The organism is Microcoleus sp. MON2_D5 (genome assembly GCF_036701905.1).
Classification (GTDB): Bacteria; Cyanobacteriota; Cyanobacteriia; order Cyanobacteriales; family Microcoleaceae; genus Microcoleus.
In genome coordinates this window covers 1-13004 of sequence record NZ_JAUBRM010000057.1, presented here as the reverse complement: position 1 = coordinate 13004, position 13004 = coordinate 1, and the positions used below count along the sequence as shown (strand labels likewise).

Annotated in this window: 16 protein-coding genes; 7 read left to right on the top strand and 9 right to left on the bottom strand. The window is 47.0% G+C overall.

Translation table 11 applies throughout. The annotated features are described in order from the left end of the window. From QUA47_RS20625 to tadA, 3 genes are all read right to left on the bottom strand, one after another. Complete coding sequence (locus tag QUA47_RS20625) at nucleotides 1-198, bottom strand: hypothetical protein (RefSeq protein WP_333432124.1); 198 nt, start codon at nucleotides 196-198, stop codon at nucleotides 1-3. Continuing rightward, nucleotides 195-923, bottom strand: coding sequence for a lysophospholipid acyltransferase family protein (locus QUA47_RS20620; protein WP_333432123.1), 729 nt, complete (start codon nucleotides 921-923; stop codon nucleotides 195-197). The genes QUA47_RS20625 and QUA47_RS20620 overlap by 4 nt, the downstream gene beginning before the upstream one ends. 283 nt (nucleotides 924-1206) lie before the next feature. Beyond that, the gene (gene tadA / locus QUA47_RS20615) at nucleotides 1207-1707 is read right to left on the bottom strand and encodes a tRNA adenosine(34) deaminase TadA (RefSeq protein ID WP_333432122.1); all 501 of its coding nucleotides are present in this window, start codon (nucleotides 1705-1707) and stop codon (nucleotides 1207-1209) included. A 78-nt stretch (nucleotides 1708-1785) separates the two neighbouring features. Between tadA and QUA47_RS20610 the strand changes: the two genes are divergently transcribed. Continuing rightward, nucleotides 1786-2382, top strand: coding sequence for a TerB family tellurite resistance protein (locus QUA47_RS20610; protein ID WP_333432121.1), 597 nt, complete (start codon nucleotides 1786-1788; stop codon nucleotides 2380-2382). Nucleotides 2383-2420: 38 nt separating this feature from the next. Here QUA47_RS20610 and QUA47_RS20605 read toward each other — a convergent pair whose 3' ends face one another. Beyond that, nucleotides 2421-3014, bottom strand: a complete 594-nt coding sequence (locus tag QUA47_RS20605) for a transposase (RefSeq protein WP_333432147.1) — start codon at nucleotides 3012-3014, stop codon at nucleotides 2421-2423. Between the two features lie 31 nt (nucleotides 3015-3045). Next, the gene (locus QUA47_RS20600; protein WP_333432120.1) at nucleotides 3046-3684 is read right to left on the bottom strand and encodes a transposase; all 639 of its coding nucleotides are present in this window, start codon (nucleotides 3682-3684) and stop codon (nucleotides 3046-3048) included. A gap of 380 nt (nucleotides 3685-4064) precedes the next feature. Between QUA47_RS20600 and menB the strand changes: the two genes are divergently transcribed. Beyond that, nucleotides 4065-4898: a 1,4-dihydroxy-2-naphthoyl-CoA synthase gene (gene menB / locus QUA47_RS20595; protein ID WP_242721913.1), complete on the top strand. Its 834-nt coding sequence runs from the start codon at nucleotides 4065-4067 to the stop codon at nucleotides 4896-4898. A gap of 222 nt (nucleotides 4899-5120) precedes the next feature. On the opposite strand, the gene QUA47_RS20590 is transcribed toward menB, so the two are convergent. Further along, nucleotides 5121-5423 carry a hypothetical protein gene (locus QUA47_RS20590; protein WP_333432119.1) on the bottom strand — a complete coding sequence of 101 codons (303 nt, stop codon included), beginning with the start codon at nucleotides 5421-5423 and terminating at the stop codon, nucleotides 5121-5123. Nucleotides 5424-5922: 499 nt separating this feature from the next. On the opposite strand from QUA47_RS20590, the gene QUA47_RS20585 reads away from it, so the two are divergent. Both QUA47_RS20585 and QUA47_RS20580 read left to right on the top strand, forming a co-directional pair. After that, the gene (locus QUA47_RS20585; protein ID WP_333432118.1) at nucleotides 5923-7179 is read left to right on the top strand and encodes a hypothetical protein; all 1257 of its coding nucleotides are present in this window, start codon (nucleotides 5923-5925) and stop codon (nucleotides 7177-7179) included. A 269-nt stretch (nucleotides 7180-7448) separates the two neighbouring features. Continuing rightward, the gene (locus QUA47_RS20580) at nucleotides 7449-8153 is read left to right on the top strand and encodes a PspA/IM30 family protein (RefSeq protein WP_190663798.1); all 705 of its coding nucleotides are present in this window, start codon (nucleotides 7449-7451) and stop codon (nucleotides 8151-8153) included. 54 nt (nucleotides 8154-8207) lie between these two features. Here the strand turns inward: QUA47_RS20580 and QUA47_RS20575 are convergent, their stop codons facing one another. Continuing rightward, nucleotides 8208-8384 (bottom strand): hypothetical protein, encoded by a 177-nt coding sequence (locus QUA47_RS20575; RefSeq protein WP_190663797.1) that lies wholly within the window; start codon nucleotides 8382-8384, stop codon nucleotides 8208-8210. A 70-nt stretch (nucleotides 8385-8454) separates the two neighbouring features. Here QUA47_RS20575 and QUA47_RS20570 point away from each other — a divergent pair, with 70 nt between their 5' ends. Continuing rightward, a complete protein-coding gene (locus QUA47_RS20570; protein ID WP_190663796.1) occupies nucleotides 8455-9240 on the top strand; it encodes a PspA/IM30 family protein in 786 nt (261 codons plus the stop codon). Between the two features lie 464 nt (nucleotides 9241-9704). Here the strand turns inward: QUA47_RS20570 and QUA47_RS20565 are convergent, their stop codons facing one another. Further along, nucleotides 9705-10106 carry a hypothetical protein gene (locus QUA47_RS20565; RefSeq protein WP_333432117.1) on the bottom strand — a complete coding sequence of 134 codons (402 nt, stop codon included), beginning with the start codon at nucleotides 10104-10106 and terminating at the stop codon, nucleotides 9705-9707. A 65-nt stretch (nucleotides 10107-10171) separates the two neighbouring features. Here QUA47_RS20565 and QUA47_RS20560 point away from each other — a divergent pair, with 65 nt between their 5' ends. Both QUA47_RS20560 and QUA47_RS20555 read left to right on the top strand, forming a co-directional pair. Next, a complete protein-coding gene (locus QUA47_RS20560; protein WP_333432116.1) occupies nucleotides 10172-10372 on the top strand; it encodes a hypothetical protein in 201 nt (66 codons plus the stop codon). 54 nt (nucleotides 10373-10426) lie between these two features. After that, nucleotides 10427-10768 (top strand): hypothetical protein, encoded by a 342-nt coding sequence (locus tag QUA47_RS20555; protein ID WP_333432115.1) that lies wholly within the window; start codon nucleotides 10427-10429, stop codon nucleotides 10766-10768. Between the two features lie 765 nt (nucleotides 10769-11533). Here QUA47_RS20555 and QUA47_RS20550 read toward each other — a convergent pair. Then, the gene (locus QUA47_RS20550; protein ID WP_333432114.1) at nucleotides 11534-12895 is read right to left on the bottom strand and encodes an adenylate/guanylate cyclase domain-containing protein; all 1362 of its coding nucleotides are present in this window, start codon (nucleotides 12893-12895) and stop codon (nucleotides 11534-11536) included. Between the last annotated feature and the right edge of the window lie 109 nt (nucleotides 12896-13004).

Genomic DNA, 13004 nt, shown 5'->3' with positions numbered 1-13004 from the left:
TTATATCATAATTCCTTCTTCCCTCTTCCTTCTTCCCTCTTCCTTCTTCCTTCTTCCCTCTTCCTTCTTCCTTCTTCCGACTTCCTTCTTCCTGACATCCGTTACATCCGTTACATAATCCGTTGCCGAACTTCCTTCTTCCTGACATCCGTTACATCCGTTACATAATCCGTTGCCGAACTTCCTTCTTCTCCTCAACTTTCATCAAGCTTTTTAAGATCCATTTCGAGCTGGGCACTCAACAATCGTGCTTCTTTTTTACCACCGCCACCATTGGCATAATCCGCCACGGAAATCGGAGAACCGATCGCAATTTTTACCTGACAACCCCATCGAGGAATGCGCGGGCGATAGCGGATACTCATCGGTACAATTTTTACCCCCAAACCCGGTTTGCTCAACTCTGCTTGCATTGCCAAGCGCGCCAATCCCGGCTTAATCGGATGAACTTCGCCATCCTGAAAAATACCGCCTTCGGGAAAAATCACCAACATTTCCTTGTCGAGGAGTAGTTCCACCCCATAACGGAGACTGCCAATTGCCGGATGCTTGAGATCTACAGCAAACCCTCCCAAATTTCTGATGAACCAACCTTGCACTCCTTTGACCTCATCAGCAGTTACCATAAACCGCAAATCGCGTCCAGTCACCTTCTGTCCGGTTGAATAAGGCATCATCAGGGCATCCCACCGGGAGCGGTGCGTAGGGGCTAAGATGACAGGCCCGTCTTTCGGCAAGTGTTCCTGTCCGGTGATCTCAATCTTGCCAAAATGAAACGGTAGGACAACATAGTGACCTAGCGGATAGAGCAAGGAGGTTAACCAAGGAGAAACGCGAGAGCTATTAGATGCTACCTTGGCAGGCATTGGCTTCACTAGAGATGATTTACTGGACTCAACGGCGATCGTGGCGGTGTGGGGCATAGCAATTAAGCTGCTTTCTCGAGATCTCAAGTCTAAAGTAAGTGATTGGACAAATCTTTAGTTTTTGGGTCGGGACACTTTTGCTATTGGCCTTGTACCGATCGAGCGATCGCGCCCGCAAGAGATAATCTCTAACAGGTAAAACCTCAGCCAACCGGACAGCACTCATACAAAGTAGTCGGCCGCCTGGAAAGCTCGATCGGGCAATTACGGATCTATTATTCCAGCTAAAGGGTCAAGTTCGATTAAACATCGCCCAGAAGAGAGTAAAAAATTTTACCTGTTAATTTTTCCGGCGTGTTTCAAACCAGGAAATCAACTGATCGCGGCAAACAGACTCCATAATACCGCCGAGCACCTCTAAGCGGTGACACGAATGCGCGCTGTCTGGAATATTAGCCGCAGTCCGAATCGTGCCAGTTTTCGGGTCATCTGCTCCGTATACCAGCAGGCCAATCCGAGCTTGTACGATCGCACCAGCGCACATCGGGCAAGGCTCTAGCGTTACGTAGAGCGTGCATTGGTTAAGATGCCAGTCTTGCAAAACTTGGCCTGCCGCGCGCAAAGCCAAGATTTCAGCGTGAGCAGTCGGATCGCAGTCTCGTTCTCGCCGATTTTGCGCTTCGGCAATCAATTTGCCAGTACCGTCAACAATTACCGCGCCCACGGGTACTTCACCGGCATCACCCGCTGCTTGTGCCAGCTCCACAGCCCTAGCCATCCAGCGTTTGTGAATAAAATAAGTAGTATCACTAATAGACAATGGCTCAGTTTTAGAATTCACGTCATACCTACGTAACACAAAAACTTAAGATCGAGAAAGAAAGTTACATTACAGCTTAATAGAAAGTCATTTTTAATTATGGACACCACCAAGATAACCACTGAAATTGTTGAGCTGTTGTGCCGCATTAGCCGACAAAAGCTGCGCCAACAAGATATCACTCCCTTGGTAGTGTTTGTGACTGCTCTGATTTCCATCCTGCGCGGAGTGATGATTATTGACAGGACGATCGCAGTTGAAGAAGAAGAACGGCTGCAAAAGACTCTCAAAGCCTTTGCCAGCGGCGACCGCGATCGGGTAGAACTAATTCAGCGCCTTGTCAAAGGAGTATCCAAACAGCAGGTTTACTTCAACCCCACGGAATTGCTAACCCTGACAGCTTTCTTCTCAGAATCAGAAAAACTGTTGCTTATCGGTTCCGGCTACGAAATGTCAGCGGCCGACGGACACATCGATATGCGGGAGCAAATGTACTTACAGTCGATCGCAAATCGGCTCGGCCTCGACTCCAGACACATTGCAGTCCTAGAAACTTTATTTACTAAAGAAGGAACCCTCGACTCACAAGCTTTTGCCGAAGTTCAAGCTTTACTCGATCCCAGCCAATTCGAGTCCCGCGATCCCGTATTTGGCAAAGCAGCAAAGCACTTGCTGAGTATTTTACTCCGCAATTGACATCCTCACCGCCCTAAAGGGAGGGTGATTCCCAAGAATCACTTCTTGAGTTTTCTGCTTCGTCCCGTGCCAGCTAGACTGACTTTACCACCAGTCCCCGCCGCATCCAGTCCACAGACAGTTTGTTTTACTTCCAGGCTATGCCCTAGCCCAGAAATTAGTTCCAACCCACGATTTCTAACCACCTGTGCCGCTGCCACATCACGCGATGCAGTAAAGAAACACACTGGACAAGAATGAATTCTTTCGTCTAGGCGCTTTTTGCCCGTATGCGTCCCACACTCAGGACATTGTTGTGATGTGTAGTCCTTGTCTACCTTGGCAAAGAAAACACCTCGTTTAAAGCACACCCATTGTAGTATGTTGACGAATTGACCGAATCCAGCATCGGCACTAGGTTTACTCAACATTCCTCTGGCCCAAGAGCGAAAGTCGATGTCTTCAACAAATATCATCCCTACGCCGTCACTCATACGGTGGGCTAACTTAAAGTGCCAGTCTTTCCTGGTGTCAGTAATCTGTTGATGAATTCTGGCTATTTTTTGATTGAGCTTATGTCTGTTATTCGACCCTTTCTTCTTATGCTTTAATCTACGTTGCAGTAATTTCAACTCGCGTTGTAGAGTTTGCAGGAAGCGAGGTCTAGCAATTTGCTCGTTATCGCTAATCGCTAGTAGCTACAAATTTATCAAACCCTAAATCCAAACCTCGCGGATGACCGGATATGGGTGTATCTGGCACTGATACATTTAACTGTAATGACAACATGACAAAATATCCCGATGCCCGTCGTACAACCCTGGCTTGTTTAATTTCAAATCCCCCTGGGATTTGGCGTGACAAGCGCAAACGAATCCACCCTAGTTGAGGCAATTTCAGCAAACTTCCATTGATGGGATTTTTGCCCAATTGAGGAAACACAAACGATCGCATTCGGTATTTGTTCTTGAAGCGAGGGAAGCCTAGTTTCTTCGCTCTCATGTCCTCAAATGCCCTGTCCAGCGTTCTTAAGGCTTGTTGCAATACTTGCGAATGTACGCTCGTGAGGAGGGGAAATTGCTCTTTGGCAAGAGTCAATCGTTTAGCCTGAGTGTGGTAACTAGGGTATGGCTCGTCAGCCCTGAGTATGTACTCCTGTTCGATGGAACAAGCATTTACAGGCGACTTGCGGGAATTCAACCAGTCTTTGCGCTCCCGCAAAGCAAAGTTCCATACAGAACGACACACAGCGAATATCCGCTCCATAGTATCGACCTGTTCTGGAGTTGGTTCTAGTTTGAATTCCCACGTCATGTTTAGCATGAAATTATTTTACACGCTTACTGAGTATGTGTAAAACTGTCCTCCACTTCGTTAAAGGACGGGGTTTTAGACGCAAATTTTCGATAAATTTTGGATCTGTAAAAGTCGTGAGAAGAGTTTGAGGATTTGGCGCTGTGTCCATTTGAGATGGGACTTGGGCGCTCTTACCCTCAAAAACCGGGTTGTTTAACCCCTACCAAGAGCCTTGCACGGCGTATGTTCGTAAAAAAACTGGCTTTCTGCCTAAGTCCCGCTTTATTTTTTGGGCAAGAGTCGATCGACCCTTGTATCCCATTGAACCGAATCAATCTAGAATCTAAAAGCGACTTGTCGCTGCCTTAATGCACCCTGCTCGGTCTCAAATCTCAAATTGATTGATTATGCAAATTGAATGGCAAACCGCCAAAACCTACGAAGACATTCTCTATCACAAAAGCGGTGGCACCGCCAAAATTACCATCAATCGACCTCACAAACGGAACGCTTTCCGTCCCAAAACCGTGCAGGAACTGTGCGATGCCTTTACTGATGCCCGCGAAGACACAAAAATCGGCGTTGTCCTTTTCACCGGTGCGGGGCCTCATACAGACGGCAAATACGCCTTTTGCGCCGGCGGCGACCAAAGCGTGCGGGGTACGGCGGGATATGTAGACGAAGGTGGCATACCCCGGTTGAACGTGCTCGACTTGCAGAAGTTGATTCGCTCGATGCCCAAAGTTGTAATTGCTTTAGTTGCAGGCTACGCAATTGGAGGGGGTCACGTTCTGCACTTAATTTGCGACTTGACGATCGCTGCTGACAATGCTATTTTCGGACAGACCGGCCCCAAAGTCGGCAGTTTCGACGGTGGTTTCGGAGCTAGCTATCTCGCCAGAGTCGTTGGTCAGAAAAAAGCCAGAGAAATTTGGTTTTTATGCCGCCAGTACAGCGCGCAGCAAGCCCTAGAAATGGGTTTAGTCAACTGCGTCGTGCCCGTCGAACAACTAGAACTAGAAGGGATTCAGTGGGCGGCGGAAATTCTCGAAAAAAGTCCGATCGCGATTCGCTGTTTGAAATCTGCTTTTAATGCCGACTGCGACGGTCAAGCCGGTTTGCAAGAACTGGCGGGAAATGCCACTTTGCTGTACTATATGACCCAGGAAGGCGCCGAAGGCAAACAAGCCTTTTTGGAAAAACGGCAACCTGATTTTAGTCAATATCCTTGGCTGCCATAGCTGGATGGAGAAATCAGTTTTTTTTATGCGCTCATATTAAAGTAGATGCTGCTGATTTTTATGAGTTAGTAAAGCCAAATGCACCCGATGTCCAAAAGTATCAGTATTGATACCAGTTCCCAAAAAGAATGAAACTGCTTTGTCAGATCCAAACCATGATAACGATCAGTGATTTCCCAATCGAAAATCGAAAATGGTATGATCTATCCTGCTGCCGACTAACTAAACCGAGACTGCTGCTGCGGATTTTTCGGTTAACGTTGTGCATGTAAGCTGGCAGGCATGACGCTCGGAAAGAGTGACGGCGACATCCTGCAGCGTCAGAGTCGATTCTTGCCACATTCCAATTTCTTCTATGTTTTCCCAAGATGACCTAAAAGGCGAAACCGCTAAAGCACAAGCTTTCCAGTGACCTTGAACCGGCCCGCCTAGTAGAGCGCAAACACCCCCGCGTCTCCCCTCAGGGGTATAGTGCCTGCAGTGACGGCAAGCTGAAGTTAAAGGTGAAGTTAAGGAGGTTTGCATAAAAGTTCTTAGGGAAATCATTTTCATCTCTAATTCTCCCTTGCAGAGCTAGCCTGCCTGAGAGCCTCCCAGCCTTTATTCTGTCAGGCTTGTAGCGATCCCCGAAGCATAATTAAATTTTATAATTTATTTATAATCTCGTTATATATAGAAACAATTAGCTCTGTCGTTGCTCATTGTATAGGTAAAAACAAAGGTTAAAACTTTATAAAGCCGTCAGGGATCAAGAAAAAGTACAAATGTACAACGACTATGAGACGTTATAAATAAGCGGTAGCTCAGGATACAAAAAGCTGCTGAGAGTTTCGGTAAGCTGCCCCCGGGACACACCCACAATTAAGTCTTAAAATGAAAATGAAAAGATAACCGCAGGCGATCGCTCCCCTGTTGCATTGAAGCCAAAAGTAGCTAATCATAAAATAGGCAAGTTTTCAAGCTTCTTGTTTATCTCTACAATCAAAACATTAAAATTAATTCAGAGGCGGTAGGAGTTTTGCTAATGAGTAAGCGTTCTTCGGTTGAATCCCCAAATCATCAATCCTCTTCAACCCCAATCAAGCCTGCTTTGCAAGCAGTCCTGGGGAGTCTAGATGTAAACCTAGAAGCAGAACTGACAACATACAGAAGGCACAGGAGGCGCGCCGAACAGTGGGTGTCGCCCTCAGTTCGTACCGGCAAGCAAACAGCCACAACCGAGCAACAGCTAGCCCAAAATTTGGCGCCCAAGACTGCGGAGGAAACCCAGCAGCCGCTATCGCTGCCCCTATCCATTGCCGGCACTCAGGGCGATGCCCCGCTAGCAACTACCAGGGGCGGGACAAAATTATCTAGCAGTGCCTTGGCACCCAACAAGTATCTCGAATCAAGCGAAAAACTGATCGAAAGTTTGGACGAGTCAAAAGCTGAGCCTACGGTAGAACGCAGTTTAGCCGCCAGTTTGTTAACTCCCTTGGGACTGAGTTCGATGCTGCTGTTTTTGCTGTCATGCACAGCTTTGGGCTACGCAGTCATGTACCCGTCAAATCTGGTTAAGATGGCAGGCCTGAGCCGTTTCCTCGATCGCACCTCACCCTCTTCAAGCGACACTCCCGCCTCTACTGGCACCTCAGATACCAGCACCAAGGAACTGCCGAAAGCTCCAAATCTGGTATCCAAGGAATTTGTGGAGCTAGATTTGAGCACTCTCAGCAATGTCAAGCCGACAGTCAGCCCGATTCCTTCCCCGTCACCAAAAGCATCAATCCCGCCAACCCCGCCAGCGCCTCCGGGCCCCAGCGGGGTTGTGCCGATTCCTACAGAAGACGGCAACCCCCCCAGAGGCAGGGAACAAGGACTCAACAATCTGAGTACGGCTTTGCTTCCCACTCCCAGCCCTAGCGCCGCCCAGCCAGTGCCGGCACTGCCAACACTGCCTCCAACACCCTCCCCAGCCCAGCCTGCCGCCACATCTCCGGCGACAGCATCCCCAGCCGCAGCATCCCCGGCGACAGCATCCCCAGCCGCAGCATCCCCAGCCGCAGCATCTCCCCTGGGAAGGCCTGCACGTGCGGCAGACGGTTTCTATTACGTTGTCACCGATTACACCGACGAAAAATCGCTGCAGCAAGCCAGAAAAGCAGTTCCCGATGCCTACGTGCGGAACTTCTCAAAGGGTGTCAAGATCCAAATGGGGGCTTTGAACGATGCTGCCTCAGCAGAACGTTTGGTGAAAGAACTCCAAGAAAAAGGGGTGAAGCCACAATACTATCAGCCATAAATTAGGCAAAGACAATTAAACTGATGATCGGGGAGTAGGTTGGGCCCGAGGCACGAACCCTCCGTTTCGCTTCACCCAACAATTGCTCAGTTTTGATGGGTAATGCTCGGGCCCTACCCATCCTAAAAATAATCATGACGACCTAACTTTGAGGGAATTAAAAATTCAAAATTAAAAATTAAAAAGACGATTGATGAGTTTTCATTTTTAGTTTTGAATTCTGATTTCTCTGTGTTAATTCTAAAGTTGAAAATCGGGAGACTGGCAAAATGGGATTATTCGATCGCCTATGGCGAGTGATTCGAGCCAATATTAACAGTTTGGTCGGGGCTGCAGAAGACCCCGAAAAAATTCTGGAACAGGCTGTAATGGATATGCAGGAAGATTTAGTGCAGCTCAGACAAGCTGTGGCAGGAGCGATTGCAGCTCAAAAACGCACTGAACGCCAGTGCTCCCAAGCTGAGTCTACAGCAGCAGAATGGCATCAGCGGGCGCAGCTAGCTTTGCAAAAAGGCGAGGAAAATTTGGCGCGGGAAGCTCTGACGCGCAAGAAATCTTATCAAGAAACGGCAACGGCGATGAAAGCCAGTCTCGGACAACAGAACGCTGTTGTGACTAAACTAAAAGAAAATATGCGGGCGCTCGAAAGTAAAATTTCCGAGGCAAAATCTAAAAAAGATATGTACATTGCCCGAGCTCGATCGGCCGCATCGTCGGAAAGGCTTCAAGAAATGATGGGCAATCTCAGTACCGGCAGCGCTTTGAGCGCGTTTGAACGGATGGAAGAGAAAGTCATGCAGCTAGAAGCTCGCTCCGAAGCAATCGCAGAACTCGGAACTAATGATTTAGAAAAGAAGTTTCTCTCTCTCGAAGGTGCTGACGATGTGGATACCGAGTTGGCGGCGATGAAAGCACAAATGCTTCCGGGCAAGAATACACCCAAATTGCCGTCGAGCGAGCCGCCCGCATCCTGAACCCCAGACAACAGAACAAGAGTCGGGACGAGCAAAAACTTCTCAACAGCCTAGCTAGAGATGGCTCGAAGCCTGTGGGGGAATTCCCGGATCGAAGTTAAACTCAATAGATAGGTGCATGAATAAGCTTGCCTGCATCACATTACTCGATCGCTTTAAACTGGATTTATCTGTCTGCAAAAATTGCCAAAAACTAAATCGCACTAAAAATCTGACAAGAGTGAATTTCACAACTGCGGGCTAGGGCTATCAAGCCTGCTTTCCGCCTACTTCGTACACCTCACCCAGGAAAAATAGCATTATGGGATTATTTGACCGCATTAGCCGAGTCGTCAAAGCCAATCTTAACGATCTGGTCAATAAAGCTGAAGACCCGGAAAAGATTTTAGAACAGTCCGTTACGGATATGCAGGAAGACTTGGTGCAGTTGCGTCAGGCCGTTGCCAGCGCGATCGCCACTCAAAAGCGTACCCAGACTCAGTACAATCAAGCTGAATCTCAGTCTAACCAGTGGCAGCAGCGCGCTCAGCTAGCCCTGCAAAAAGGAGACGAGACTTTGGCCCGGGAAGCGCTAGTTCGCAAAAAGTCTCACGCTGAAACGGCGGCTACGCTGAAAGCCAGCCTGGATCAGCAATCGGCTCAGGTGGAAAGTCTCAAGCGCAACTTGATCGGTTTGGAGAGCAAAATTTCCGAAGCTAAGACTAAGAAGGATATGCTCAAAGCGAGGATATCCGCTGCTAAGGCTCAGGAACAGCTCAACAATACCATTGGCACATTGAATACTGGCAGTTCAATGGCAGCTTTCGATCGCATGGAAGAAAAAGTTTTGCAGATTGAAGCTCGCGCGGGAGCTTCGGCAGAATTGGCCGCCGGCGGCAGCAATTTAGAGGAACAGTTCCGCTTGCTCGAAAGCGGCGGTGATGTTGACGACGAGTTGGCTCAGATGAAAGCTCAACTGACCGGGGGTTCTGTGTCTCAAGGTCAATTGCCGGCAGCGGGTAAAACGGCAGCAGCTAGTAGCTCGGAGTCGAGCCAGGTGATTGACGCTGAGTTGGAAGAATTGCGATCGCAGCTCAATAAAATGTAGTAATCTCTATCCAAATTTACCTATTTCTCAGATCGCAGGTTTGATAGAATGCTCCGCCGACCTACAGGGCTAGCTTGGGAGGTCGGAGTTTTTTTCAGTAATTCTCAACTACACAAAATAGGAATTATGTCAACTTTCTTTAGATTGATTTAAGGAATTAACTCTTTAAAAAGTGATAGAGTAATTTTATTCCTTGCAATCGGGCTAGCTTGGGAGGTCGCAGTGTTTTTAGCAATTGTTAAGTACACAAAATAGAATGGCTGTCAACTATCTTTATATTGACTTAAGGAATTAACTCTTTAAAAAGTGATAAAGTATTATTCCTTGCAATTGCGTCGGCCTCGCCCGATCGTAACTGTAAATAACTATCAAATATGGCTAATCTGTCATGCCCGTGTACTTTTCTAGAGGCTTTTGTAAAATCAAGTTTTTCAAGGCATTAGCACTTGGTTTTTCAATTGCAGCTATTTGCCCCGCACTGCTATCAGCTCTAAGTGTTGGCGAGTCGATGGTTGGTACCGACTCAGGGGTGCAAGCGCCAATTTTGCATGATAATTTACCGTCTCAATTAAAACTAAATCAAGAAACAGCAGACGATCGCGATCGGCTTCGTGATTTATACTCGGGTTCAGAATCAGATAGAGGCAGTAAAGAGCAAGAAAATAGCATCCCGGATCTCGATCAAACGACGCAAAGTGAGGCCCCAGAAACTCTCCCTCAATTGCCGAACCGAGGAGAAAACAGACAAGAATTTCCCATTCCCAACCCGCGGCCGCCAAATCCGGCTCCCCTCCCATAACCCGCGCGGCCAGCGCCCTTGCTTTCATGCGAACAGCTTTTGCCGCCTGCTTTTCCCGCGCCGGCACAGCCAGCAGAATTGCTAAGATTCCGGGTACGATAAAAGTCGATCGATGGCGGAAGTAGTTGGCAGTTGATTTACCGCGAGCCGATCGTGCAAAATCCGAGAAGAGAAATCGCGATCGCGCACTCGCTGGGAGCAGATAATCGGCGTAGAACTCGGGTTGCGGCGCTGAGGCTGTTTCAGGATTTTACTCAGAGGGGAGAGAGATGTCTTGGCGGCGCGACCGCTGTTGAGTCTGGGAGTGGCAGCATTTGGCGCTACGGTGAGTAGCAGCAGCCCTGACAGTCAATTTTTGACTTGCCGGGTCAATTGCAGTAGGTGCGGTTGTTGGCTCCTGAGACGCTGCAGCAGGTGCGATCGGATGTGGCATTGGTTCGGGCCGAACTTTTGGCGATCGAACAATTCGGTAGAGGCTCAGACACATTGCGGGGCTACCGTCAGGATGCTTTGCTGGCCGATAGCGGGATTTTTGATTCAGTTGAGTTGCGGTATCCGAAAACAAGGAGTTTTGCAGGTGACGCCGTTTGTGGATTTTGGCAATGTTTGGAATCCCAGGGAAAGCGCGGTTTTGGAAGCGAATACTTTGCTGTCAGCGGGATTGCGGCTGCGGTGACTGTACGGCGAAAGGTGGAATGCTCGCGGAGGCTGGGGAATTCCTTTGATTGATATTAAGTCAACCAACAGGAGTTTACAAGAGCGCGGGCTATATTTTTCTGTATAATTCAAACCTTTTTAGGAAAGCAGTCGTTTTGCCCTTGGCGGAACTGAGCACTTCCGCTATATAGTAATAAGTATCATTTGGCACTCCTCTGTAGCTGCCAAGAGTGCATTTTACTGATAATCTTTAAATTAAACTATGTCTAAGGTGCGGTTGCTGCTTTTAAGTTCTTTTGCTTCCGGTTTTGGGCTTTGCTCAATCATTTTGGCGATGTTTACGATGACTTCTAGGTTGTCGTTTACGTCTTTTTTTACCTTTGTTTTAACTTTGGTTTTTTTTGGAATTAATCTAATTTTTGCTTTGCATTATTATACATCAATTACTAAGCAATTGAGTGTTAAAGGTAAAAGAAAAGCGAGAATTTAGCGGTTGTGAAGCAGAAGCGGAAAAAGGCATGGAGAGTTTTTTAGGGAATTTGAATGGAATCCAGGAAAATGCCTGTGGGTTAGGAAAACTATCTAGCTGTAAGCCATAATTATTTAAAATCTCATTATTTATGAGGTGCGATGGGGAAAAACTCTAGACATCTCCGAAAACAACCAAAGCCTCTGTGTACTTAAGCTCTAGGCCGTAAATGCAATCATCCTAAATTAGCTAGTATGTACGATAAAACCCGAGTTTGAGATATTTATTGTTGATAATTTGACCCAAATATTGAGAGATATATTGAGTTAAAATAACCCTTAGTTAAGGTTATTTTAACAGTTATTCACCTATCGAGTGCTAGTGGCTAATATTCCTTCCCGCCGACCCAAAAGCCAATAGGTCATCATTTCTCCTCTTCCCTTGACCTCGATCGTACCCCTTGGCTCTAGTAAGTATTTATTCTGTAATTTGAGATAAGTCGCATCGGTGACTTGAATGTATCCCGGTTTGCCGTGGGATTCCATCCTTGAGGCGATATTCACCGCATCACCCCAGAGGTCATAGATAAATTTCTTAATCCCAATTACTCCGGCAATTACAGGACCCGTATTAATCCCGATCCGAATTTGTAGAGATTCCCCAAAAATATTCTCCACCTCTTGCATATAGGCTTGCATATCCAACGCCATGTTGGCGATCGCTTCGCAATGATCCGGTCGAGAAGCGGGTAAACCCCCAACTACCATGTAGGCATCCCCAATGGTTTTAATTTTCTCTAAGCCATACTTTTCAGTGAGTTGATCGAAGGCAGAGAAAATTTGGTTCAAACCTGCTACCAATTGCAACGGCTCTATCCGTGCCGAGATACTGGTAAAACCTACGATATCCGCAAACAAAATCGTGGCTTCTTCAAAATGTTCAGCAGGGGATTCATTAGTCCGCATGAGGCGATCGGCAATTTCCGCAGGTAAGATATTCAAAAGTAATTGTTCTGACTTTTCTTTTTCTTGGCGCAATTCTCCAGTTCTTTGCTCCACTCTAGCTTCCAACTCTTCATTTGCCAAATGGAGGGCATCTAGAGAATCCTTCAGTTGTTTGGTCATGCCGTTAAAAACGTTGGCTAATTTGCCAAGTTCAATGATCGAACTAACCTCCACTTGTTGGTTGAGATTGCCCTCAGCAATCGCTTCCGAAGCAGTGGTGATCCGCTCCACAGGACGGATAATCCGGCGAGCGGTCAGGATACCCAACAAAATTGCCATAATCAAAGTGGCTAAACAGAGCAGGATTGTAGTCTGAGTATTGGCATTAATCTGATTCATAAAGTCTGCTTCTGGAATAGTCACCACCACCAACCAGTCAATACCTTTACTATCTCGAAAAGGAGCGACTTGGACGAAATAATTTTTACCATCGACGGTAAACTTCAGTTGATGAGATGCTTGGATATTTTGAAAATCATGAAACTGCTCTAGCAAAGCTTGACTTGCTTTTTGGGTGATGGCATTGCTACTATTGACAACGTTGAGTCGTTCAACTCGTTGCTCTGGCAGTTCGACAACCTTTTCTGGGTAATTTTTAAAGGGCTTTTCTTCTGTAGAGGTGGCAATCATTTCTCCAGAACGTTCCAGAATAAAACTTTGCCCAGTTTTACCGATTTTGAGCTTGCTTAAAAAATCCCCAAACATTACCAGATTTAAGCTTGTCATCCATACTCCTTGGAGATCTCCTGTCTTCTTGGTATATAGCAATCCTATATGAATTGTGAAAAGGCATCAAATCTTTTCAAGTTAGGAAAATTGAAAAGATTATATTTAG